The organism is Roseomonas acroporae (assembly GCF_023223525.1).
Lineage (GTDB): Bacteria > Pseudomonadota > Alphaproteobacteria > Acetobacterales > Acetobacteraceae > Roseomonas_E > Roseomonas_E acroporae.
The window spans coordinates 106086-130094 of the sequence record NZ_JALPRX010000008.1 but is presented as its reverse complement, the minus strand read 5'-3'; the positions used below and the strand labels follow the sequence as shown (position 1 = coordinate 130094).

The window sequence follows — 24009 nt, the reverse complement described above, 5'->3', positions numbered from 1 at the left end:
GCCCCCCCGCGGCGCCCGCGGCCGCGGCCGTGGCGGACGCCCCGAGGAACGGTCCCAGGCACGCGGCGGCCGGGGCGAGCCGCGCCGTGAGCGTGGCGGCCGGCACGAGGACCGCCCGCGCGACGACCGCGCGCCCGAGGCCCGTCCTCCGGAAACCCGTCCCGCAGAGGCCCGGGCGCGCGTCGAGCGGGGCCACGAGGAAGGCCGCCGCGAGGATGCGGAGCGGCCCCGCCGCGAGGAGTCCGCGCGTCCGCCGCGACGCGACGAGCGCGCCGCCCGCGACGCGCGCCGGGACGGCCCCCGCGGCGAGCCCCGCGACGCCGGTCGCCCGGAAGCGCGCGACGCCGGTCGCCCGGAAGCGCGCGACGCCGGCCACGGCCAGGCCCGCGGCGGCCGCCCGCCCGCCGAGGCGCCGCGCCACCGCGAGCGCGATGCCCGCGCCGAACCGCGCGGCGAGCGTCGCCACGACGATTCTGGCGCGCGTCGCCACGACGATCTCGGCGCGCCGGTGCTGGGCTTCGGTGACTCGGTCCCGGCCTTCATGCTGATCCCGGTCCCCCGCCCGAAGCGCGATGCCGGGGACGCGGAGGCCGAGGCGGCCTGACCGCGACCCGCGCGGCCCCCGTCCGGCGCGGGCCGGCATCGCCTGCGGGCCGCCCCGGGATGTCGGGAGCGGCCGCGCGCCGGTGCGCCCTCGACGCGCACCGGCCCGCCGCACGGGCCGGCATGAGACCCGGTTGCGGTCGCCACGCGGCTCCCGCATCCTGCGCCGCCGAACCCGATCACCCCGGCCGCGCGCCTCGCCGGCCGGGCGCGTCCCCGCTATCGCACGGCGCGCCCGGCCCACGCGGCCCGGTCCAACCCACCCCCCAACCTGCCCGGAGGAGACGCCCATGAACGTTGTCGGTTCGCTCGAGATCCCGAGCGGCGGCGTGTCGGACACCGCCGTGCGCGCCGAGGCGCCGGGCGCCCGGCCGCGCTCCACCCCGCCCTTCACCTGGGACGACGCGCTGCTGCTGAACGACCAGCTCGACGAGGACGAGCGCGCCATCCGCGACGCGGCGCACCAGTTCTGCCAGGAGAAGCTGTTCCCCCGCGTCCTCATGGCCAACCGGCACGAGAAGTTCGACCGGGAGATCATGAACGAGTTCGGGGAGATGGGCTTCCTCGGCGCGACGCTGACCGGCTACGGCTGCGCCGGCGTCAACTACGTCTCCTACGGGCTGATCGCGCGCGAGGTGGAGCGGGTGGACAGCGGCTACCGCTCCGCCTTCTCGGTGCAGTCCTCGCTGGCGATGTTCCCGATCCACGCCTACGGCTCTGACGCCATCAAGGACAAGGTCCTGGCGAAGATGCAGCAGGGCGTGCTGGTCGGCTGCTTCGGCCTGACCGAGCCGGATGCCGGCTCCGACCCCGCCTCGATGCGCACCCGCGCGAAGAAGGTCGATGGCGGCTACCTGCTCTCCGGCTCCAAGACCTGGATCACCAACTCCCCGATCGCCGACGTGTTCGTGGTCTGGGCCAAGGACGACGCGGGCGACATCCGCGGCTTCGTGCTGGAGAAGGGGATGAAGGGCCTGGAGGCCCCGAAGATCGAGGGCAAGTTCTCGCTCCGCGCCTCCATCACCGGCATGATCATGATGGACGAGGTGTTCGTCCCCGAGGAGAACAAGCTGGACGTGAAGGGCCTCAAGGGCCCGTTCTCCTGCCTCAACCGCGCCCGCTACGGCATCGCCTGGGGCGCGCTGGGCGCCGCCGAGTTCTGCTGGCACGCGGCGCGCGACTACACCATGAACCGCAAGATGTTCGGCCGCCCGCTGGCGCAGACGCAGCTGATCCAGAAGAAGCTGGCCGACATGCAGACCGAGATCACCCTCGGCCTGCAATCGGTCCTGCGCCTCGGCCGCCTGTTCGACGAGCACAAGGTGGCGCCGGAGATGATCTCGCTCTGCAAGCGCAATTCCTGCGGCAAGGCGCTCGACATCGCCCGCGTGGCCCGCGACATGCACGGCGGCAACGGCATCGCCGACGAGTACCACGTCATCCGCCACGTCATGAACCTCGAGGCGGTGAACACCTACGAGGGCACGCACGACGTGCACGCGCTGATCCTCGGCCGCGCCCAGACCGGGCTGAACGCCTTCGGCTGAGGCGGCAGCGGCCGAAACGGGAGCGGGCGCGCGATGGCGGGAGAGCTGACCAGCGCGCTCCGCGACGTGGCCGAGCTGGAGCGTACCATCCAGCTCGCCATCGCCCCCGCCTTCCTCATCAGCGCGCTGATGACGGCGGTGAACGTGCTGGTCGGCCGTCTCGCCCGCCTCGTGGACCGCAGCCGCGCCATGCGCGCCGAGGCGACGGACGCGGCGCTGGCGGAGCTGGAACGGCTCGGCCGGCGCATCCGCCTGACCTACTACGCCATCTTCGCCTGCGTCGCCTCGGCCATCCTGATCGGGCTGCTCATCATCGTGGCCTTCGTCGGCGCACTCTCCTCGCTGCCGATCGGGCAGCTGGTCGGGTTGCTGCTGATCGGCGCGATGATCGCGCTGATCCTCGCCCTCTGCCTCTTCCTGTCCGAGATACGCCTCGCCGCCCGGCAGAGCCTGGCGGAGCAGGACGTGTGATGGGGGCCCCGCTCTCGGCGACCTTCACCCAGGCACCGGGAAGGGCGCCGTCCTTCCCGGCCCCGTCCCGGCAGGAGGGCGAGGCCCTCCTGCACCTCTGTTCGTTCGATTCCGGGGTGCTGCAACCGTCGGGCCGTCTTTTCCGATACGGGGGTTCCAAGGGGGCTTCGCCCCTTGGTGGGGTGCAGGGGCGAAGCCCCTGCCGGGGCCCGGGGCGGCGCCCCGTCCCCGCGCAGCGGGAACACATCCCCCATGGCTGAGCCCCGCCGCCGCCCCCGCGCGCCCCGCCCCGCCGCCCCTGCCGCCACCGTCGAGGCCCGCATCCTCCGCCTCGGCACGGCCGGCGACGGCGTGGCGGCCCTGCCCGACGGCATGCCCCTCTACGTCCCCGGCGCCCTGCCCGGCGAGACCGTCCTCGCCCAGCCGCTCGCCCGGCGCGGCGACGGCATGGCGGCGACCCTGGACACGGTGCTGAGCCCCTCGCCGGACCGGGTGGAGCCGCCCTGCCCGCATTTCGGCCCCTGCGGCGGCTGCACGCTCCAGCACTGGGCCGGGGATCCTTGCGACGACTGGAAGCGCCAGCGTCTCGCCGTCGCGCTCGCCCGCGCCGGCTATGCCGAGGCGGCGGTCGCCGCCGTGCTGGCGCCCGTCGCGCGCACCCCGCCCGGCACGCGGCGCCGCGCCGACCTCGCCCTGCGCCGCGCGCCGGACGGTGGCGTCTCCCTCGGCTTCTTCGCGCGCGGCACCGGTCAGCTCGCCGCCCTGCGCACCTGCCTCGTGCTCGATCCGCGCCTGGTGGCGCTGTTCGCCCCGCTGCGCACGCTGCTGCGCGGCCTCGGGGCGCTGCGCCGCGAAGGCTCGGCGGCGCTGAACCTGCTCGACACCGGGCCGGACCTGCTGCTGCGCACCGACGCGCCGCTCGATGCCACGGCACGCGCCGCGCTGGCGGAATTCGGCCGCCGCCACGGCCTGCCGCGCATCGCCTGGGCGCAGGGCGAGACCGGCCAGCCCGAGACCGCCGCGCAGCTCTCGCCCGTCGCCATCCGCCTCGGCGCCGCGACGGTGGCGCCGCCGCCCGGCGCCTTCCTCCAGGCCAGCCCCGCCGGCGAGGCCACGATCCGCGACGCCGTGCTCGCCGGCCTGCCGGAGAAGCTGCCCACGCGTGCCAAGCTGGCCGACCTCTATGCCGGCCTCGGCACCCTGACCTTCCCGCTCGCCGCCCGCGCCCCGGTGGTCGCCTACGAGGGCGCCGCCGAGAGCATCGCGGCGCTCCAGGTGGCGGCCCGGCAGCCGGGCCTGCGCGTCACCGGGCTGCGGCGCGACCTCGCCCGCCAGCCGCTGCGCCCGGCCGAGCTGGACGGCTTCGCGGCCGTGGTGATCGACCCACCCTATGCCGGCGCGGCCGAGCAGGCGGTGCAGATCGCCCGCTCCGCCCTGCGACGGGTGATCTACGTCTCCTGCAACCCGGCCGCCCTGTCGCGCGACGCGAAGGTGCTGCGCGAGGCCGGCTTCGCGCTGCTGGCGGCGACGCCGATCGACCAGTTCCTCTGGTCGCCGCATCTGGAAGCCGTCGCGGTGTTCGCGCGCGGCAACTGACGCCGCGACCTTCGCGCATTCAACCGGGCCACCGCCCCGTCCCCCTGCCGAAGGGTCACGGGGACGAAACCGCCTTCGCCCCTCTTTCAAAGGACGGACCGGCCGATCCCGCCGCCCCTGCGGCGCGGCGTCGCAACGGGCCGGACGGCATCGCGCGTCGGGTCCGGCGCGGCGTGCCGTGCCGCCATGCCGGGGACGCCCGGCATGCAAAGGACGTCGGGCACGCGGAGGACGTCGGGCACGCAGAAAATGCTGGCTCGGTTCCAGTTTGCTGGCTATACGAAGTTTAGCATATCAACAGACATGATCCGACCCGCGCGGGGCTGATCCGGCTGCCCGACCTCCGATATCATCGGCCCGGCCTCCGCAACGCGCCGCCCCCATCACGGAGAACCCCGAGCATGTCCTTTTCCGGCATCGAGAGCGTGACCTTCGGCGTCGCGGACATGGAGGAGGCACGGCGCTTCCTCGACGACTGGGGCCTGCGCCAGCTTTCCGCCACGGCCGACCGGCTGGTCTACGAGACGAAGGATGGCGGGCAGGCGATCGTCCGCCCGAAGGACGCGCCCGACCTGCCGCCGGCGATCGAGCCCGGCAACACGGTGCGCGAGGTGATCTGGGGCACCGCCGACGAGGCCGCGCTGCGCGACGCGCTCGCCCGCCTCGGCGACACCGAGCCGGGCGCCGACGGCATCCACCGCACGCGCGACCCGAACGGGCTCAGCCTCGGCTTCACGGTCAGCCGGCGGCGCAAGGTGGTGACGGAGGCGACGCCGGCCAACGCCCCCGGCACGCCGCGCCGCCTCGACCGCCGCTCGCCGGTCCACGACCACGCCGAGCCGATCAAGATCGGCCACGTCGTGCTGTTCGCCGCCGACTTCGCCGCGATGCGCGCCTTCTACACGGAGCGCATGGGCTTCATCGTCAGCGACGAGTACCCGAACCACGGCGCCTTCATGCGCTGCCAGGTGGTGGGCGAGCACCACAACCTGTTCATCCTCAACCGCCCCGGCAAGCCGGGCGTGAACCACGTCGCCTTCACCGTGACCGACATCCACGAGGTGATCGGCGGCGGCCTCGCCATGAGCCGCAAGGGCTGGAAGACCGAGATCGGGCCGGGCCGCCACCCGATCTCCTCGGCCTATTTCTGGTACTTCGAGAACCCGCTCGCCGCCCCGGTCGAGTACTACGCCGACGACGACTACTGCACCGAGGCGTGGCAGGCCCAGACCTTCGAGCGCAAGCCGGAGCTGTTCGCCGAATGGGCGATCGCCGGCGGCATCGACGGCAAGACCCGCCGGCAGGTGGTGACGGTGGACAACAGCGGGCGCGGGCACGCCTGACCCCCGGGCCCTCTTCCACCGCCCGGGGAAGGCGCTGCCTTCCCCGGACCCCATCCGCCAGGAGGGCGAGGCCCTCCTGGACCTCTCTTCGTTATTCGGCCTCGCGGGTTGAACCAGCGAGGCCTGAAGCCTGACGGGGGGTCCGGGGGGCTTCGCCCCCGGCGGGATGGTCCAGGAAGGGCGGCGCCCTTCCTGGCGGGGTCCGGGGCGGCGCCCCGAAACGCCACGCACGCAACAACCGAGGAAGGCCACGGATGCCGCCGGAGCTTCGCCGTATCGTCGCCATCGAGGCGCATCGCCGCCGCAGCGGGCGCTGCCCCACCGTGGTCCACTCGCTCGGCAACGGCGAGACCTTCGCGGTGCTGCCCATGCCGGACGGCTTCGTCGACCTCGCCTCCGGCCTGCGCGCCCAGGCCGAGGCCGACCGCCTGCTGCTGCCCGGCGATCGCGGCCCGATCGCGCTGAGCCTCGCCGAGGGCGACGACATCACCTTCGCCGGCATCGACCTCGCCACCGGCGCGCGCTTCACCGGCCGCGCAGGGGGCGGCTCCTCCGTGACGCTGTTCGACGGGCCGCTGGAGAACTACGTCCAGTACGCCGTGGGCTACGGCAACCCGGACGCGCCGGAGGAGGCGGGATCCGGCGTCGCGGCGACCGCGACCTGAAGGCGATGTCGCGGCGGTTCCGCGAACCGAAGGGCGGGGATCGGGCCGCCACGGCCTGAGCGCGGCGACGCGGCGGCTTTCCGGACCGCCGCGGTGGGCCTCCCCCCTGACCACGCCCGCCCGCCCGGGCTACACTCCCCCGCATGCCCGCACCCGGCACCGCGCCTTGACCGGCTTCCGCTTCCTCCACGCCGCCGACCTGCACCTCGACAGCCCGCTGCGTGGCCTGGAGGCCGACGCCCCGGCGCAGCGCATCCGCGGCGCCACCAAGGAGGCGCTGGCCAACCTCGTCGACCTCGCCATCCGCGAGCGCGTGGCCTTCGTCGTCGTCGCCGGCGACCTCTACGACGGCGACTGGCAGGACTGGCGCACCGGCCAGGCGCTGGTCGCCGCCTTCGCGCGCCTCACCCGCGCCGGCATCCGCCTCGTCGCCATCCGCGGCAACCACGACGCGGAGAGCGTGCTCACCCGCTCGCTGCGCCTGCCGGACGGCGCCACGCTGCTGCCCGCCGACCGGCCGGGCAGCGTCGAGCTGCCCGAGTTCGGCGTCCACGTCCACGGCCAGAGCTTCGCGACCCGCGACGTCACCGAGAATCTGGCGCGCGCCTATCCGGCGCCCGTGCCCGGCCGACTCAACATCGGCCTGCTGCACACCGCCGCCACCGGCCGCGACGGCCACGCCCTCTACGCGCCCTGCTCGATCGACGACCTGGCGCGGCACGGCTACGACTACTGGGCGCTCGGCCACATCCACCAGCGCGAGGAATTGCTGACCGCGCCCTGGATCGTCTTTCCCGGCAACCTGCAGGGCCGCCACGTCAACGAGTGCGGCGCCAAGGGCGCCACGCTGGTCACGGTGCGCGAGGGGCGCGTCGCCGCCGTGGAGCACCGCACGCTGGACGCCGTGCGCTGGGCCCGCATCGAGGTGGACTGCGCCGGCGCGCCGGACGAGGACGCGGCGCTCGACCGCGTGCGCGACGCGCTGGGCAACGCGCTGGACGCCGCCGAGGGCCGCCTGCTCGCCGCCCGCGTCACGCTGCGCGGCGCCTGCGGCGCGCACGCCGCCCTCTCGCGCGACCCGGCCGCGGCGCGCGAGCAGGTGCGCGCCACCGCGCAGAACACGGCCGGGGCGGACTCCCTCTGGATCGAGAGCGTGCGCGTCGCCACCGAGCCCGCCGTGGACCTCGACGCGCTGCGCGCGCGCCCGGACGCGGTGGGCCGGCTGGTGCGGGCCATCGAATCGCTCGGGGAGACGGACGCCGTGACCGGGCCGGTGCGCGACTACGCGACGCACATGCTCACCCGCGCGACCGGCCTGCGGGACGCGCTGGGGGACGGGCACCCGGCGGTGCAGGCCGCCGCCGGCAGGCTGCCGCCGGAACTGCTGCGCCGGGCACGGGACCTGCTGCTGGCGCGGCTGGGACAGGTGGCGGGGGAATGAGCGGACGCCACGTCGGGGACGTGCTGCCTTTGCTGCACCCGTCCCCGGGGAAGGCTGCGCCTTCCCCGGACCCCATCCACCAAGGAGGGCGCTGCCCTCCTTGGGTATCCTCCCGCCAGGAACCTCAGGTTCCTGGACCTCCGCCGGCGTTTCGCGGCCTCACGGGTTCAGCCATCGGGATTCGAATCCGAGCGGGAGTTCCAAGGGGGCTTCGCCCCTTGGTGGGGTCCAGGGGCAAGGCCCCTGGCGGATGGGTGCAGGGAAGGCAGAGCCTGCCCTGCCGGGGTCCGGGGCGGAGCCCCGGGGGCGCCCCATGCGCCTGACCGCCCTCACCCTCCGCCGCTACGGCAATTTCGACACGGCCGAGATCGCGCTCGACCCCGCCCCCGGCCGCGTCAACCTGCTGGTCGCCCCCAACGGCGCCGGCAAGTCCGTGCTGCGCAGCGCCTTCGGCGACCTGCTCTTCGGCATCGGCGCGCAGACGCCGATGGGCTTCCGCCACGGCTACCAGGGCATGCGGCTCGATGCCGCCGGGATCGACGCGAACGGTGCGCCGTTCCGCTTCGGCCGCCGCAAGGGCCAGGGCAACACGCTGCTGGACGCCGCGGGCGATCCCGGCGACCCGGCCATGCTCGCCGGCCTGCTCGGTACCGCCGACCGCAACCTGCTGGAACGCCTCTTCGCGCTCGATACCGAGGCGCTGCGCCGGGGCGGCGACGAGCTGCTGCGCAGCGGCGGCGCGCTGGCCGAGGCGCTGCTCGCCGCCGCCGGCGGCATGCGCGAGGCGCAGAGCGTGCGCGAGGCGCTGAACGCCGAGCGCGACCGTCTGGCACCGGCCCGCAAATCCGCCCAGCGCCCCTTCTACGCCGCGCTCGAACGCTGGACCGGGAGCCGCCGCGCCAAGCGCGAAGCCGTGCTGCGGCCCGAGACGTGGCAGGGCTGGGAAGCCGAGCTGGACACCGCCCGCGCCGCCCGCGCCGAGGCCAACCGCGCCGCCACCGCCGCCGCCGAGACCATCCGCCGGCTGGAGCGACTGCGCCGGGTGCGGCCGCTGCTCGCCCGGCGCGACGACGCCGCCGACTGGCTCGCCGCCCACCCGGACGCGCCGGTGCTGCCCGAGGGCTTCGCCGCGCAGGTGCCGGAAACCCGGGCCGCGCTGCGCCAGGCCGAGGCCGCGCTGGACGCGGCGCGCGCGACCCTCGCCGGGCTCGCCGCCGAGACCGCGGGGGAACGGCCCGACCACGCCCTGCTGGCCGAGGCCGGACCCGTCGCCGCGCTGACGGCGCAGTCCGGCGCCGCGACCAGGGCGCGCGACGAGCTCCCCGCCGCCCGCGCCGCGCTGCGCGACCGGCATGCCGAGCTGGCCGACCGCCTGCGCCAGCTCGGCCGCGACCTGCCGCCGGAGCGCGCCGCCGAGGCGGTGCCGCCGCGCGCCCCGCTCGCCCGGCTGCGCCGGCTGCTGGCGGAGCGCGCCGGCAATGCCGGCACCCTGGCGCGCGGCCCCGCGCGGCTCGCCGCGATCGCGCAGCGCGTGGCCGACGCGCAGGCCGCCCTGGCCGCCCTGCCGCCGGCGCTCGACACGGCCGGGCTGCAAGCCCTGCTCGACGAGATCACCGCCGGCGGCAGGCCGGCCGAGCTGCACGCCGCCGCCAGACGGACGGCGGCGGAGGCGGCGGCGGCGCTCGATGCCGCCCTCGCCGCCCTGCCCGCCCCGCTGCGCGACCCGGCGGCGCTGGCCGCGCTGTCGCCGCCGGACGACGCGACGCTGGCGTCGCTCGCCGCGGCGCGCGACCGGGCCCGCACCGCGCGGGATGCCATCGAGGACGGCGCCGCGCGCGCCGCCGAGGCGCTGGAGGCCGCGGAATCCCGCCTCGCCACGCTGCGCGCCGCCGGCCCGCTGCCCGACGCCGCCGCGCTGGCCGCCGCGCGGGCGCGCCGCGATTCCGGCTGGCACCTGATCTACCGACGCGCTTTCGCCGGCACGCCGGACGTGGCGGCCGAGGCGGAATTCGCCGGCGACGGCACGCCGCTGCCTCTCGCCTATGCCGGCGCCGTCGCGGCGGCCGACGCGCTGGCCGACCAGCGCAACGCGGAGTCCGAGCGTCTGGCCGCCGCCGCCGAGCAGGAGCGCATCGCCGACGCGCAGCGCGCCGCGCTCGAGGCGCTGGGCGCGGCACGGGAGGCGGCGGGACGCGACCTCGCCGCCGCCGAAGCCGCCTGGGCCGGGACGCTGGCGCCGCTCGCCCTGCCGCCGGAAGCGGGGCCGGCCGAGGTGGAGCGCCGGCTCGCGGCGCGCGGCCGGGCGCTGGCCGCCTGGCGGGAGCAGCGGGCGAAGGACGCGGCGCTGGCCGAGCTTGACGCGCGCCAGGAGGCCGCCGCCGCGCGCCTCGCCGCTTTCGCCCCGCCCGGCGAAGACCGGCCGGGCGACGGCCGTCCCGGCGGCATGCCGGCCGTCGCCCTGCTGCTCCAGGCGCGGCTGGACCGGGCGACGGAAAGCCTGCGCGCCGCGCGCCTCGCCGACGCCACGCGCGGCCAGTTCCAGGCCGCGCTGGACGCGGCCCGCGCCGAGCGCGCCGAGGCCGAGGCCGAGCGGCAGGCCGCCGAGGCGCGCCAGGAAGGCTGGCAGTCGGAATGGGCGGCGGCGCTGGCGGCGCTGGGCCGGCCCGCCGACGAGCACCCGGACGACACCAGCGCGCTGCTCGACCTGCTCGACGGCATCGGGCCGCTGGCGCGCGAGGCGGCGGCCGGGGCGGCCCGCGTCGCGGCGGCCGAGGCCGAGCTGGCGGGCTTCGACGCGGCCGCCGAGGCGCTGCGCGCCCGGGTCGCGCCCGACCTCGAGGCCGGGGACCCGTTCGCGCTCGCCCGCGCGCTGGACCAGCGTCTGCGCGCCGCGCAGGCCGTCGCCAAGCGGCGGGAATTGCTGGAGCGGCAGCGCGAGGCGGCCGCGACGGCACGGCGCGAGGCGGAGGCGGCCGCCGCGCGGGCGGCGCGGGACTGGCAGGCCGTGCTGGACGCGCTGGGCGCCGAGGAGGCCACCCTCACGGCACGCCTCGCCCTTGCCGAGGAGCGCGCGCGCCGGCAGGCGGCGCTGGCCGGGGCCGAGACCGCGCTGTTCGAGGCGGGCGACGGCCTCTCCCTCGCCGCGCTGCGCGCCGAGGCCGACGCGCAGCCCGCGGAAGCGACCGAGGCGGCGCTGGAGGAGGCCCGTGCCGCGCAGGCCGCCCAGGGCGAGGCGGCGCAGGAGGCCGCCGCCGCCGCGACCCGCGTCGAGGCACGGATGCAGCACGCCGCCGGCGAGGACACGGCGCTGGCCGCCGCCGCCTCGGAGGAGGCCGCCGCCTCCAGCCTGGGCACCACGCTCGACGACGCGCTGCTGATGCAGGCCGCGTCGAGCCTGCTGGAGGCGGCGCTCGCCGAGCTCGGCGAGTCCGCCAACGACGCCGTGATGCGTCGGATCGGCGATGCGGTCGCGACGCTGACGGAGGGCGCCTATCCCGGCGTCGCCGCGCGGCAGGAGCAGCGCGGGCCGGCGCGGCTGGTGCTGCGCGCCGCGAGCGGCGAGGAGGCGGAGGTCGGGCAGCTTTCCGAGGGCACGCGCGACCAGCTCTTCCTGGCGCTGCGCCTGGTCGCCATCGAGGACCACGTGGCGGGCGGCTTCCCGCTGCCCTTCCTCGGCGACGACATCCTGCAGACCTTCGACGATCGACGCGCCGCCGCCGCCTTCCGCGCCCTGCTCGGCCTCAGCCATTCGGTGCAGGTGGTCCTGCTGACGCACCACCCGCATCTGGCCGAGGTGGCGCGGGCGGCGCTGCCGGCGGGGGCGCTGTGGACGCAGGAACTCGGCGTGCGGGAGCTGGCGCCGGCCTGACCCGCCAGCCCGCTTCCCAGGCGGCGTCCGCCCGTCCGGGAAGCGGGTCACCCGAGACGCGGATCACGGGGGAGCGGACGGCAAGAGGGCCCCGGAAGTCGCCTTCCGGGGCCCTCGCATTGCTTGCGGGCCTGATACGTGCCCTACCGGAAAACCGGCTTTCGTCGCGTCCCGGTCAGTGGGCCAGGGCTGCGGAGGCTGCGGAGATCCGGGTCGACACGGCCGACGCCACGGTCAAACAATGAGACACTGGATCACCTCCTTTCATCTGTTGCGGACGGCAGGAAGATTGGCACGTCCGACGGTCTTCGCAAGACCCTGACGCGCGCCGCCATCCTACGCCATCTCCGGCCGCGCCGGCCGGAGCAGCAGCAGGCATGCGAGAAGCGTGCCGACGCCGAGCACGGCGATCATCCAGGCCATGGTCCAGGGCGTGCCGTCGGCGAACCAGCCCAGCGCGGCGGCGGAGAACACGCCGCTGCCGTAATGCGTCGCCCCCACCAGCGCCGAGGCGGCGCCCGCCTTGCGCGGGAAGGCGGCGAGCGCCCCGGCCACCGAATTCGCCACGATGAAGCCCAGCATCGAGACGTAGAAGAAGAGCGGCACGACCAAGCCGTACAGCCCGCCCCAGCCGGTGCGCGCGCACACCGCCACCGCGATGCCCGAGGCCGCCGCCACCAGCGCGCCGACGCGCAGCAGCCGGTCCGAGCCGAAGCGCGCCACCAGCCGGCGGTTGATCAGGTTCGCGATCATCATGCCGGCGATGTTGACGCCGAACAGCAGCCCGTAGGCCGTGGCGGGAACGTGGTGGTACTCGATGTAGGCGAAGGGCGTGCCGGCGAGGTAGGCGTAGATGCCGCCGTAGAAGCAGCCGCCCATCAGCGCGTAGCCGAGCAGCCGCCGGCTGCGCGCCATCGCGACGTAGGAGAAGAGCGACTCGCGCAGGCCGAGCGAGCTGCGCAACGGCGGCGGCAGCGTCTCCGGCAGGAGCGGCAGGCAGGCCAGCGCGACCAGGCCGAACAGCACCAGCACCCAGAAGATGCCGCGCCAGGACCACCATTCCAGGATCTGCCCGCCCAGGATCGGCCCCAGCAGCGGCGCGATGCCCATCACCAGCATCAGCGTCGAGAGCACCTGCGCCGAGCGGTCGCGCGCGTAGAGGTCGCGCACCATGGCGCGCGCCAGCACCGGCCCGGCGCAGGCGCCGACCGCCTGCACCACGCGCCAGCCGATCACCTCGGCGGCCGAGCCGGCCAGGGCGCAGCCCGCCGAGCCCAGCACGAACAGCACGAGGCCCGCCGCGATCGGCCCGCGCCGGCCGTAGCGGTCGCCGATCGGCCCCCAGAGCAGCTGCCCTAGGCTGAACCCCACCAGGAAGCCCGACAGGGTGAGCTGGATCCGCCCCGGGGAGACGCCGAGATCGGCGCCCAGCGCCGGGAAGGCCGGCAGGTAGATGTCGGTGGACATCGAGGCGAAGGCCATCAGCAGGCTGAGCACCGCCACCACGCGCGGGCTGCCCGCCTCGGCCGGCAGGCGGGGGGCGGAAGCCGCCGTGGCGGCGGCCGGCGGGCGTTCCGGGGCGGCGGCCGCGTCGTCCCGATCATGGAGGAGGCCGGACATGCGGGAAGCGTGGCACCCGATGCTGCGGCGCACAATACAGGTTCGTCACACTGACCTTCCCGCCACGCTCCCATCGCAGGGCGACCGCCGCAGCCGCGTGTCCCGGGCATGGCGCGCCGCCGCCGCCGGACGGGGCGGCAAGGCCGGCGCCCGCGCCGGGCTTGTATCGCGGCCCGGATCGGCCTGATCTCTGGGCGCAGGAAGAATTCGGAGGAGCGACGCATGCGCGCCGTCGGCTACACGCACTGCCACCCGATCGAGCATGACGAGGCCCTGATCGACCTCACCCTGCCGGAGCCGTCGCCGCCGCGCGGGCGCGACCTGCTGATCGAGGTGCGGGCCGTCTCGGTCAACCCGGTGGACACCAAGGTCCGCCGCAACGCCGACCCGGCCGGCGAGCCGCGCGTGCTCGGCTTCGACGCCGCCGGCATCGTCCGCGCCAAGGGGCCGGAGTCGGTGCTGTTCCCGATCGGCGCCGAGGTGTTCTACGCCGGCGCCATCGACCGCCCCGGCAGCAACGCCGAATTCCAGCTCGTGGACGAGCGGATCGTCGGCCACAAGCCGAAGACGCTGAGCTTCGCCGAATCCGCCGCCCTGCCGCTGACCGCGATCACGGCCTGGGAGGCGCTGTTCGACCGGCTGCACATCCCGCGCGGCGGCGCCGGCGCCAAGGCGGACCCGAACAGCGCGCTGCTGATCCTGGGCGGCGGCGGCGGCGTCGGCTCCATCGCCATCCAGCTCGCGCGGCGGCTGACCGGGCTGCAGGTGCTCGCCACCGCCTCCCGCCCCGAGACGCGCGAGTGGTGCACGACGCTCGGCGCGCACCATGTCCTCGACCACGGCAAGGACCTCGCGCGGCAGGTCAAGGCGCTCGGCGTGCCGGTGCCCTACATCTTCTCGACCACGCACACCGAGACGCACTGGAACGCGATCTGCGAGATCCTGGCGCCGCAGGGCGCCGTCTGCGTGATCGACGACCCGCAGTCGCTCGATGCGAAGCGGCTCAAGACGAAGGCGGGCACGCTGGCCTGGGAGTACATGTTCGCGCGGCCCGTCTTCCACACGCCGGACATGATCGCGCAGCACCGGCTGCTCGACGAGGTGTCGCACCTCGTGGACAGCGGCGCGCTGCGCACCACGCTGACCGAGACCTTCGGCACCATCGACGCCGCCAACCTGATCCGCGCGCACGCGCTGATCGAGAGCGGCAAGGCGCGCGGCAAGGTCGTGCTGGAGGGCTTCGGCCGATCCTGAGCCGCCCGATCCCGGCCTGCCCGATCCCCGATGCCACGGCGCCGGGCAGGCCGGGGCCGGGCAGACCGGGGCCAAGCAGGCCGGGGCCGGGCAGACCGGGGCCGGGTGACCCTGCCCCCGGCCCGCCGGCGCGGGGCAGCCGGCCGGGGCGCCGGGTCCTGCTCGCCGCCGGCCTCGCCGGCAGCCTCCCCGGGAGACTGCCCGGGGCGCTGGCGCGCGCCCTGGCCGGCGGTGCGGCAGCCGGCTCCCTCGTCGGCTGCTCGCCCGCCGACCTCGCCAACGCCCTGGCGCCGCGCGGCGGCTACGCGCTGCGCGAGGGCATCGCCTACGGCGAGGGCCCGCGCCACCGCCTCGACCTCTACCGGCCGGACGGGCTCGCGGCCGGCATGCCGCTGGTCGTGTTCTTCTATGGCGGCAACTGGGATTCCGGCGCGCGCGGCCTGTACCGCTTCGTCGCCGCCACCCTGGCGCGCCAGGGCTGGGCGGTGGCGGTGCCGGACTACCGCCTGTACCCCGAGATCCGCTTCCCGGCCTTCCTGGAGGATTGCGCCGCCGCGGTGGCCTTCCTGGCGCGCGAGCGCGCCGCCCTGGGACTGCCGCCGGGACCGGTGGTGCTGGCCGGGCACTCGGCCGGCGCCTACAACGCGGTGATGCTGGCGCTGGACCGGCGCTGGCTGAGCCGGGCCGGGGCGCCGCCGCCGGCGGGCGCGGTCGGCCTCGCCGGGCCCTACGACTTCCTGCCGCTGGAGAGCGGCATGCTGCGCGACCTCTTCCGCGCCGACGCGGACCCGGGCGGCCTGCCGGCGACCCAACCCATCGCCTACGCGCGGGCCGACGCGCCGCCCCTGCTGCTGCTGACCGGCACCGACGACACCACCGTCCGCCCCGCCAACAGCGAGCGGCTGGCCGCGCGCCAGCGCGCGCTCGGCGCCGAGGCCCGGCTGGTGGAATATCCGGGCCTCGGGCATGTCGGCCTCATCGCCACCTTCGCCCGCGGCCTGCCGCTCTACACGGGGGCGGTGCCGGCGGAGGTGGGGCGTTTCGTCGGGGCGCTCCCCGGCACGGCGTGAAGCCGACGCGGGTGCGCGGACCCGCGCAGGCCGGGATCAGGGCGTGATGTGCCGCCGCGCCAGCCGGTCGCGCCACTCCGGCGCCAACGCCACGGCGAGCGTGCCGCCGAGACCGAACAGCAGCACCAGCACCGGCAGCGCCCGCCATGCCGGCGTCGCCGCGCCGGCCAGCAGCAGCGCCAGCAGCGCCGCCGGCAGCCCGAACACCAGCCAGAGAATCGGCAGTCGGCCCCTGGCAAAGGCCGCGATGCGGGTCATCCGGACCATGTCGCACCTCCTCATCATGCTGCGGTGCAATATGGGATCGTATGTAGACGAACAACAGGCCCTGGCCGTTCAGGTGTTGTTGCATCAGATTTCCCATGCCGCGTCTCCCGTGGCGCCGCGACGTCCAGATTTCCGACAGAGGAGGAACGACCGGGTTTCCCCCCGATGCCCGCCCCGTCCCCCTGCGGCACCCGTCGGCCCCGCCTGCGATCCGCCCTTCCTTCGCCGCCCCCCCTTCCCTCGCCGGCAGAAGATGGCGACATGCGTCGTTGCGGTCGCGTCTCCGGCACGGGCCGCGCGGGGAGAGGGATGGGTACGTCATGACGAGCACGACACGGCGAACGCTGCTGCTGGCCGTTGCGCTGGGCGCCGCGGCCCGGATGCCCGCACCGGCCGGCGCCCAGGGAGCGGGCACGCCACGACCTTCCTCCGAAACACCCCCTGGCAGGTCCCCTGGCACATCCCCTGGCGCGCCCGCCGGCGCATCCGCCGGCGCATCCCCTGGCACGCTGCGCCTGATCGTCCCGGCCTCGCCCGGCGGCGGCTGGGACGGCACGGCCCAGGCGATGCGCCGCGTCCTGCAGGAGACCGGCGCGGCGCGCGGGATCGTCGTGGAGTACCTGCCGGGCGCCGGCGGCGCGCTCGCCCTGCCCCGGCTCGTCACCGGCCTGCGCGGGCATGACGACACGCTGATGGTGAGCGGCCTGACCCAGCTCGCCTCGGCGCTGGTCAACGGCAGCCCGTTGACCCTCAACGACACCACGCCGGTGGCGCGGCTGAAGGGCGAGGCGCATGTGCTGGCCGTGGCCGCCGCCTCGCCGCTGCGCGGCCTGGACGACTTCGCGCGCGCCCTGCGGGCCGACCCGCTCGGGCTGCGCGTGGCGGGCGGCTCGCCGGGCTCCACGGACCAGATCCTGCTGGCGCTGATCGGCCGGCGGCTCGGCCTGGAGTCCACCCAGCTCGCCTTCCTGCCGTTCAGCGGCGGCGGGCCGGCCGCGGCGGCGGTGCTGGAGGGACGCGCCGCCGCCGGCATCAGCGACTGGAGCGAATTCGCCCCGCACGTCGCCGCCGGCCGGATGCGTGCCCTGGGCATTTCCGGCGAGCAGCGGCTGGACGGGGTGGACGTGCCGACGCTGCGGGAGGGCGGCATCGATGTCGTGCTCTACAATTGGCACGGCGTGTTCGCGCCACCCGGGCTGGAGTCGGCGCAGCAGGCGCGGCTGGGCGCGCTGGTGGCGGCGATGGCGCGGTCGCCGGCCTGGGCGCGCGAGGTGGCGGAGCGGCGCTGGCGGCCGCTCTACCTGGCGGGGCCGGAGTTCACGGCATTCCTGGCGGCCGAGCGGCGGTCGATGGCGACGATCCTGGCGGAGCTAGGTCTGCGGCCGACGGCCTCGACGAACTGACGCCGGCCGGGCGCGGGAGCGCCACCCCACGCGCTTCCCGCGCGGCGTGCTTCCGATGTCCCCTGGCCGATACCCCCTGGCATCCCCGCCAGGGACGAAGCCACCGTTCCGGCAAGGACGGCCCGGCTGCCGAGACACCCGGGCTTCAGACGAAGAGAGGTGCAGGAGGGCCTCGCCCTCCTGCCGGATGGGGTCCGTGGAAGGCAGAGCCTTCCCCGTGGCCGGATGGGTTCCCCGGGAAGGCGGAGCCTGCCCCGGAAACCCTCGCACGCTTCAGAACAGCGGGAAGGCCAGCGTCGCCCCCGCTACCAGCAGCATCACCATCGCCGCCGCCAGCGCCCAGGGCAGGGTGAAGCGCTGGTGCGCGCCGAAATCGATGCCGCACAGCCCGACCAGCAGGTAGGTGGAGGCGACCAGCGGGCTGAGCAGGTGGACCTGCTGCCCCACCAGCGAGGCGCGGCCGATCGCCTCGGCGCTGAAGCCGTAGACGCGCCCCGCCTCGGCCAGGATCGGCAGGATGCCGAAGTAGAAGGCGTCGTTGGAGACGAAGAAGGTGAAGGGGATGCTGACGAGCGCGGTGATGAGCGGCATGAAGCGCCCGGCGGAATCGGGGATGATCGCGATCACGCTGCGCGCCATCGCGTCCACCATGCCGGTGCCGGAGAGGATGCCGGTGAAGATGCCGGCGGCGAAGATCAGCGAGACCACGGAGAGCACGTTGGGCGCGTGCGCCGCGATGCGCGGCTTCTGGTCGGCGGGCCTGGGATAGTTGATGAGCATCGCCAGCGCGAAGAAGATCATGAACAGCACGGGCAGCGGCAGGATGCCCGAGAGCAGGCAGCCCATCAGCACGACGGTCAGGCCGAGGTTGACGTAGAGCAGGTGCGGCCGGCGCTCCGGCGGCAGCGGCTCCACCGTGTCCACCGTGCCGCCGACCGGGGCGGGCACCTCGTCGAGGCCCGTCAGGCCGGGCAGGCTGGCCGCGCCGATCCGCGCCCGCTCCCGCCGGCCGAGCAGCCAGGCGACGAAGACCGCGAACAGGGCGCAGGCCACCATCGAGGGGATCAGCGGCACGAACAGCGTGTTGGCGTCGATGTGCAGGGCGCTGGCCGCGCGGGCCGTGGGGCCGCCCCAGGGGGTGAGGTTCATGTTGCCCGCCGCCAGCATGATGACGCAGGCCGCGACCAGCGGGTTCATGCCCAGGCGCCGGTAGAGCGGCAGCATGGCGGTGGTGGTGATGATGTAGCTCGTCGAGCTGTCGCCATCGAGCGAGACGACCATGGCGAGGATCGCGGTGCCGATGACGATCTTCACCGGGTCGCCCTTGACGATGTTGAGCACCGTCCGCGCCACCGGGTCGAACAGCCCGGCGTCGATCATCACGCCGAAGTAGAGGATGGCGAAGAGCAGCATCACGCCGGTGGGGGCGAGGTTGCGGATGCCGTTCAGCATCATCGGCCCCATCTCGCCGCCGAAGCCGGCGAGGACGGCGAACAGGATGGGCACGAGGATCAGCGCCAGCAGCGCCGAGAGCCGGTCCGTCATGATCAGCGTCATGAAGACGAGCACCATCAGGTAGGCCAGAAGTGTGAGCATTCCCTCCCCCTCCTTTTCCGGGCAGTCGGCCGCGGAGCGGCCGCCGGCAGGCCATGCGGGTCGAAGGGGTATGCCGGGCGCGATGCGGGCGCGCAACGGCCGGCCGGGCGCCGATCCACGCGGAAGCCGCCGGGGCCGGGAGCGGATGGCGGAATCGCGTGGCCATGGCTGGCGGGGCCGCCGGCCGGCACGGCCCCGAGGGAGATGGTCCGGGGGACGGCCCGGGGAACGGCCCGGGGGGACGGCCCGGAGCGTGGCGGCACGGTTCAGGACGCGGCCGCCAGCTCCTCCGGAGTCGCTGCGATGCGGTGGCGCCGCAGCCAGGCGGAGAAGCCCGGATGCGCGGTCAGCACGCAGAGCGGGATCGCCAGCGCCAGCCCGGCCGTGAAGGGCAGCGACCAGAGCGCCGCGGCGGGCGAATGCGCCAGCAGCAGGCCGAGCGACGCCACGCCGAACGCCGTCTGCGGCCAGAGCAGCCGCGCCGCGTCGGCCCAGGCGACGCCGCGATCGGCCCGGTTCTGCGGCGCCCAGCCGCCGCCGCGCCCGAGCAGCAGGCCGAGCAGCGCCAGGGTCTTGCCGAACAGGCTCGGCGGATCGAGCAGCAGGGTGAACAGGAGCTCGGCCGCCGCCCCGCGCAGCACGGCGAGGCGGCCGCCGAAGCGGCGGGCGCGGTCGGGGCGCAGCAGCAGCTCGGCATAGCCCAGCAGCTTCGGCGCGTGCAGCGCCAGCCAGCTCGCCAGCAGCAGGGCCAGCAGCGCGCCGCGCGGCGTCGCGGCGGCGCCGCCCGAGACCACGTTGAGCACGGCCAGCGCCAGCATGGCCGGCCAGAGCGGGGCGGTGAGGAACAGCAGGATCGCCTGGAGGAGCTGCCAGCGCCCCATGGGGGTGAGCGCCCCGGCGGCCGTGCCGCCGCCCGGGCCACTGCCCGCGCCGCCCTGCCGCAGCAGCGCGGGGCGGCGCAGCAGGGTGACGTACTGCATGTTGCCGGCGGCCCAGCGGCCGTCGCGGCGCATGAATTCCGGCAGGGCCGGCGGGTTGGCCTCCAGGCTGCCCGTGTCGTCGGGCAGGCAGCGCACCTTCCAGCCGGCGGCGTGCAGCAGCACCGCCTCCACCTGGTCGTGGCTGAGGATGGGCCGCCCGTCCGGCAGCACCGGCAGGCGGCAATGGGCGCGGAACGGGGCGATGCGGATCAGCGCGTTGTGGCCCCAGTACGGCCCCTCGTCGCCCTGCCACCAGGCCTGCCCGGTGGCCCAGGCGCGCATGCCGGCGCGCATGCCGAACTGGAACAGCCGGGGGAAGGCGGCCGTGGCCGGGCGCCCCGCGATCAGCGGCTGCAGGATGGCGAGGCGCGGATCGGCCTCCATGCAGGCGACCAGACGCAGCACCGCCGCGGCCGACATGGCGCTGTCCGCGTCGAGCACCAGCAGCAGGTCGTGCCCGGCGCCCTCGCCGTCGAGGAATTCCATCACGTTGCCGGCCTTGAAGCCGGCATTGGAAGCGCGCCGGCGGTAGCGCAGCGGCAGCGCGGCGGCGAAGCCGGCGATGGCGGCCGCCTCGGCCTCGGCCAGGGCGGGGTCCTGCGTGTCGGAGAGGATCCAGGCCTCGAAGCGCGCCCCCACGCCGGCGACGGCGAGGCCGTCGAGCAGCGCGGCGAGCGGCGGCAGCACGGCGTCCATCGGCTCGTTCCGTATGCACACGGCGATGGCGGTGCGCAGGCAGGGCGGGTCGTTCGACGGGCCGTCCCGCGCCGCGCGGAGCGCCGGCAGCACGGCGGCGGGCGGATCCGGCGTGCCGAGCAGCAGCGCGAAGCCGACCAGCGCGTTGGCGGCGCAGAGCGCGATCCAGGGCAGGGTGGCGAGGTAGCAGAGCAGGATCAGCTCCTCCCACACCGTCCAGCCGCCCGGGGCGAGGACGCGCCAGCACAGCGTCGCCAGCGACAGCGCGACGAGGGCGGCGAACAGGGCGAAGGCGAGGCGTCGGGCGCGGATCGGTTCGTCTGGCACGGGCCACGGGGTACGCGGCCGGGCGGCACGCGGCAACCGGCGCCGCGCCCCGGCCAGGCGGCGCTCTGGCCAGACGACGCCCTGGCCAGACGACGCCCCGGCCAGGCGGCGCCCTGGCCAGACGGCGCCTTGGCCAGACGGCGCAGCCGGGCCGGCAGCGCCGCCGGCCGCCCCGGCCCGCTTCTTGCTCCGACCCCTGGCATGATGTCTGGGATGCAGATGGGACCAACCGGGGCGGCGCCGCCGCATCCGGACGAGATCGGTGGCCCGGCGCAGCCGCTGCTCGGCGTGCGCGGGCTGGTGAAGCACTTCCCGCTGCGCGGCGGCTGGCTCGGCGGCGCGCGCGGCGTGGTGCGGGCGGTGGACGGGGTGGACTTCACCATCCGCAAGGGCGAGACGCTGGGGCTGGTGGGCGAATCCGGCTGCGGCAAGTCCACCACCTCGCGCCTGCTGATGCGGCTGCTGGAGCCGACGGCGGGCGAGGTGATCCTGGACGGCCAGGGCGTGGGCGCCGGCGGCCTCGGCCGGCGCGACTACTGCCGGCAGGTGCAGATGGTGTTCCAGGACAGCTACGCCTCGCTCAACCCGCGCCTGCCGGTCGAGGAATCCATCGCCTTCGCCCCGCGCGTCCACGGCACGCCGGCGCGCGAGGCGCTGGCCAAGGCGCGCGAGCTGCTGGCGGCCGTCGGGCTGGAGCCGGCGCAATTCGGCTGGCGCTACCCGCACGCGCTCTCGGGCGGCCAGCGCCAGCGCGTCAACATCGCGCGTGCGCTGGCGCTGCGCCCGCGCCTCGTGATCCTCGACGAGCCGGTCTCGGCGCTCGACAAGTCGGTGGAGGCGCAGGTGCTGAACCTGCTCTGCGACCTCAAGGACCGCTTCGGCCTGACCTACCTGTTCATCAGCCACGACCTCAACGTGGTGCAGTACATGGCCGACCGGGTGATGGTGATGTATCTCGGCCGCGTCGCCGAGATCGGGCCGGTGGAGGCGATCTTCGGGCGCCCCGCGCACCCCTACACCGCCGCCCTGCTGGCCAGCCGCCCGACCATGGACCCGGACCGCCGGCGCACCGAGGCGCCGCTTTCCGGCGACCCGCCCAACCCGGTCGATCCGCCCTCCGGCTGCCGCTTCCGCACGCGCTGCGCCCATGCCGAGCCGGTCTGCGCCGTGACCGAGCCGCCGCTGGCGCCGCTGGGGGACGGTCATGCCGCCGCCTGCCTGATGGCCCTGCCCGGCAGCGGCCACAGCCGCGCCCCCGCCACGACGGAGGCCGCGCATGCCGCCTGACTCCGCGAATCCCCCCGGGGCCGCCCCGCCGCTGGTCCATGCCCGCGACCTGACCGTGCGCTTCGTGACGCGCGACGCCACGGTGCACGCGGTGAACGGCGTCGACTTCGACCTCGCCCAGGGCGAGGTGCTGTGCATCCTGGGCGAGAGCGGCTCGGGCAAGTCCGTCACGCTGCGCGCGCTGATGCGGCTGAACCCGCCCGGCGTCACGCGCGTCTCCGGCACGCTGCGCGTCGGCGGGCACGACATGGTCGCGGCCTCCGCGCGGGCGGTGGCGGACCTGCGCGGCGGCCTGGTCTCGATGATCTTCCAGGAGCCGATGACGGCGCTCGACCCGATCTTCACCATCGGCCGGCAGATCCGCGAGACCATCCTGCGCCACGAGAAGGTCTCGGGCGCCGAGGCCGACCGGCGGGCGCTGGAGCTGCTGGAGCTGGTGCAGATCCCCTCCGCGAAGCGGCGCCTCGCCGCCTACCCGCACGAGCTGTCGGGCGGGCTGCGCCAGCGCGCGATGATCGCGATCGCCCTCTCCTGCCGCCCGAAGCTGCTGCTGGCGGACGAGCCGACCACGGCGCTCGACGCCACGGTGCAGATCCAGATCCTTCTCCTGCTGCGGCAATTGCAGCGCGAGCTGGGCATGGGCGTGGTGTTCGTCACGCACGATCTCGGCGTCGCCGGCGAGATCGCGGACCGCATCGCCGTGATGTATGCCGGCCGCTTCATCGAGGAGGGGCCGACCGGGGCGCTGATGCGCGCGCCGCTGCACCCCTACGCGCAGGGGCTGCTCGGCGCCACGGTGCACGGGCAGCGGCGCGGCACGCCGCTCACCACCATCCCCGGCAGCCCGCCCAACCTGGAGCGGCTGCCCGAGGGCTGCGCCTTCGCGCCGCGCTGCCCGTACACGGAGCCCGCCTGCCTCGCCGCCGTGCCGGCGCCGCGACGCCCCGTGCCGGACCGCGCCGCCCGCTGCATCCGCGTGCCCGACACGGCGCAGCCCCCCGCCGGAATCGCCGCATGATCCTCTACATCCTCCGCCGCATCCTCTACACCGTGCCGATCGCCCTCGCCGTCGGCTTCGTGTGCTTCATGCTGGTGCAGATCGCGCCGGGCGACCCGATCAACGCCATCCTGCCCGCCGACGCGCCGAAGGAGGTGGCGGACATGCTCCGCCGCGCCTACGGGCTGGACCAGCCGCTGCCGGTGCAGTTCTGGCTGTGGCTGACGCATGTCGCGCAGGGCGATCTCGGCCGTTCGCTGGCCACCGGCCGGCCCGTCACCGCGGACCTCGCCAACGCGGTCGGCAACACGCTGGTGCTGGCGGTGGCGGCGGCGCTGATCGGCTTCGTCGCGGGCTCCGTGCTCGGCGGCGCGGCGGCGGCCTGGCGCGGCACGGCCGTCGATCGCGGCGCGATCGGCCTCGCCGTGGTCGGCGTCTCCATCCCGCACTACTGGCTCGGCATGGTGCTGGTGATCCTGTTCAGCGTGCTCTGGCCGATCCTGCCCGCCACCGGCATCAGCTCCGACGGCTCCGGTTCCTGGGCCTGGGACATGGCGCACATCCCGCACCTGATCCTGCCCGCCGTGACGCTGGCGGTGATCCCGACCGGCCTCATCGCCCGCACCGTGCGCGGCGTCGCCGGCGACATCCTGAACCAGGACTTCGTCACCACGCTGCGCGGCAAGGGGCTGCGGCCCTTCGGCATCTTCCGGCACGTGGTGAAGAACGCGGCGCCCAACGTGCTCGCGGTGATGGGCCTGCAGCTCGGCTACCTGATGGGCGGCTCGATCCTGGTGGAGACGGTGTTCAACTGGCCCGGCACCGGGCTGCTGCTCAACACCGCGATCTTCCAGCGCGACATCCCGGTGCTGCAGGGCACCATCCTGGTGCTGGCGCTGTTCTTCGTGGCGATCAACCTCGCGGTGGACATCCTGCAGACCGCGATCGACCCGCGCGTGCGGCGCGGCTGAGGGGGAG

The 24009-nt window shown here is 75.5% G+C and carries 18 protein-coding genes; 13 read left to right on the top strand and 5 right to left on the bottom strand.

Annotated features, from left to right (window positions below; translation table 11 throughout):
* Window positions 1-490, bottom strand: a 490-nt coding sequence (locus M0638_RS02975; RefSeq protein ID WP_408902803.1) for a hypothetical protein, incomplete at its 3' end; no start/stop codon positions are given.
* Window positions 491-893: 403 nt separating this feature from the next.
* On the opposite strand from M0638_RS02975, the gene M0638_RS02970 reads away from it, so the two are divergent.
* From M0638_RS02970 to M0638_RS02940, 7 genes are all read left to right on the top strand, one after another.
* Window positions 894-2150: an acyl-CoA dehydrogenase gene (locus M0638_RS02970; protein WP_248665467.1), complete on the top strand. Its 1257-nt coding sequence runs from the start codon at window positions 894-896 to the stop codon at window positions 2148-2150.
* 33 nt (window positions 2151-2183) lie between these two features.
* Window positions 2184-2621: a DUF2721 domain-containing protein gene (locus M0638_RS02965; RefSeq protein ID WP_248665466.1), complete on the top strand. Its 438-nt coding sequence runs from the start codon at window positions 2184-2186 to the stop codon at window positions 2619-2621.
* 252 nt (window positions 2622-2873) lie between these two features.
* Window positions 2874-4217, top strand: a complete 1344-nt coding sequence (locus tag M0638_RS02960) for a class I SAM-dependent RNA methyltransferase (protein WP_248665465.1) — start codon at window positions 2874-2876, stop codon at window positions 4215-4217.
* Window positions 4218-4618: 401 nt separating this feature from the next.
* The gene (locus tag M0638_RS02955) at window positions 4619-5560 is read left to right on the top strand and encodes a VOC family protein (protein ID WP_248665464.1); all 942 of its coding nucleotides are present in this window, start codon (window positions 4619-4621) and stop codon (window positions 5558-5560) included.
* Window positions 5561-5814: 254 nt separating this feature from the next.
* Window positions 5815-6225 (top strand): hypothetical protein, encoded by a 411-nt coding sequence (locus tag M0638_RS02950; protein WP_248665463.1) that lies wholly within the window; start codon window positions 5815-5817, stop codon window positions 6223-6225.
* 166 nt (window positions 6226-6391) lie between these two features.
* Window positions 6392-7666, top strand: coding sequence for a metallophosphoesterase family protein (locus M0638_RS02945; RefSeq protein ID WP_248665462.1), 1275 nt, complete (start codon window positions 6392-6394; stop codon window positions 7664-7666).
* A gap of 313 nt (window positions 7667-7979) precedes the next feature.
* The gene (locus M0638_RS02940) at window positions 7980-11534 is read left to right on the top strand and encodes an AAA family ATPase (RefSeq protein ID WP_248665461.1); all 3555 of its coding nucleotides are present in this window, start codon (window positions 7980-7982) and stop codon (window positions 11532-11534) included.
* 336 nt (window positions 11535-11870) lie between these two features.
* Here the strand turns inward: M0638_RS02940 and M0638_RS02935 are convergent, their stop codons facing one another.
* Window positions 11871-13154 (bottom strand): Bcr/CflA family multidrug efflux MFS transporter, encoded by a 1284-nt coding sequence (locus M0638_RS02935; protein WP_248665460.1) that lies wholly within the window; start codon window positions 13152-13154, stop codon window positions 11871-11873.
* 222 nt (window positions 13155-13376) lie between these two features.
* On the opposite strand from M0638_RS02935, the gene M0638_RS02930 reads away from it, so the two are divergent.
* Both M0638_RS02930 and M0638_RS29060 read left to right on the top strand, forming a co-directional pair.
* A complete protein-coding gene (locus tag M0638_RS02930; protein ID WP_248665459.1) occupies window positions 13377-14408 on the top strand; it encodes a zinc-binding alcohol dehydrogenase family protein in 1032 nt (343 codons plus the stop codon).
* Window positions 14402-15478, top strand: coding sequence for an alpha/beta hydrolase (locus M0638_RS29060; protein WP_345892981.1), 1077 nt, complete (start codon window positions 14402-14404; stop codon window positions 15476-15478). The genes M0638_RS02930 and M0638_RS29060 overlap by 7 nt, the downstream gene beginning before the upstream one ends.
* 36 nt (window positions 15479-15514) lie before the next feature.
* On the opposite strand, the gene M0638_RS02920 is transcribed toward M0638_RS29060, so the two are convergent.
* On the bottom strand, window positions 15515-15745 hold the full coding sequence (locus tag M0638_RS02920) for a hypothetical protein (protein WP_248665458.1): 231 nt from the start codon (window positions 15743-15745) through the stop codon (window positions 15515-15517).
* Between the two features lie 320 nt (window positions 15746-16065).
* Between M0638_RS02920 and M0638_RS02915 the strand changes: the two genes are divergently transcribed.
* Window positions 16066-17148, top strand: coding sequence for a tripartite tricarboxylate transporter substrate binding protein (locus M0638_RS02915; RefSeq protein WP_248665457.1), 1083 nt, complete (start codon window positions 16066-16068; stop codon window positions 17146-17148).
* 273 nt (window positions 17149-17421) lie between these two features.
* Here the strand turns inward: M0638_RS02915 and M0638_RS02910 are convergent, their stop codons facing one another.
* Both M0638_RS02910 and mdoH read right to left on the bottom strand, forming a co-directional pair.
* Window positions 17422-18744, bottom strand: a complete 1323-nt coding sequence (locus M0638_RS02910) for a CitMHS family transporter (RefSeq protein ID WP_248665456.1) — start codon at window positions 18742-18744, stop codon at window positions 17422-17424.
* A 266-nt stretch (window positions 18745-19010) separates the two neighbouring features.
* The gene (gene mdoH, locus M0638_RS02905) at window positions 19011-20747 is read right to left on the bottom strand and encodes a glucans biosynthesis glucosyltransferase MdoH (RefSeq protein ID WP_248665455.1); all 1737 of its coding nucleotides are present in this window, start codon (window positions 20745-20747) and stop codon (window positions 19011-19013) included.
* A 213-nt stretch (window positions 20748-20960) separates the two neighbouring features.
* Here mdoH and M0638_RS02900 point away from each other — a divergent pair, with 213 nt between their 5' ends.
* Genes M0638_RS02900 through M0638_RS02890 form a run of 3 tightly spaced genes read left to right on the top strand, consistent with a single transcriptional unit; the run spans window position 20961 to window position 24002 of the window.
* Window positions 20961-22034, top strand: coding sequence for an ABC transporter ATP-binding protein (locus M0638_RS02900; protein ID WP_248665454.1), 1074 nt, complete (start codon window positions 20961-20963; stop codon window positions 22032-22034).
* Window positions 22024-23052 carry an ABC transporter ATP-binding protein gene (locus M0638_RS02895; RefSeq protein WP_248665453.1) on the top strand — a complete coding sequence of 343 codons (1029 nt, stop codon included), beginning with the start codon at window positions 22024-22026 and terminating at the stop codon, window positions 23050-23052. The genes M0638_RS02900 and M0638_RS02895 overlap by 11 nt, the downstream gene beginning before the upstream one ends.
* Complete coding sequence (locus M0638_RS02890; protein ID WP_248665452.1) at window positions 23049-24002, top strand: ABC transporter permease; 954 nt, start codon at window positions 23049-23051, stop codon at window positions 24000-24002. The genes M0638_RS02895 and M0638_RS02890 overlap by 4 nt, the downstream gene beginning before the upstream one ends.
* The last annotated feature ends 7 nt before the right edge of the window (window positions 24003-24009 follow it).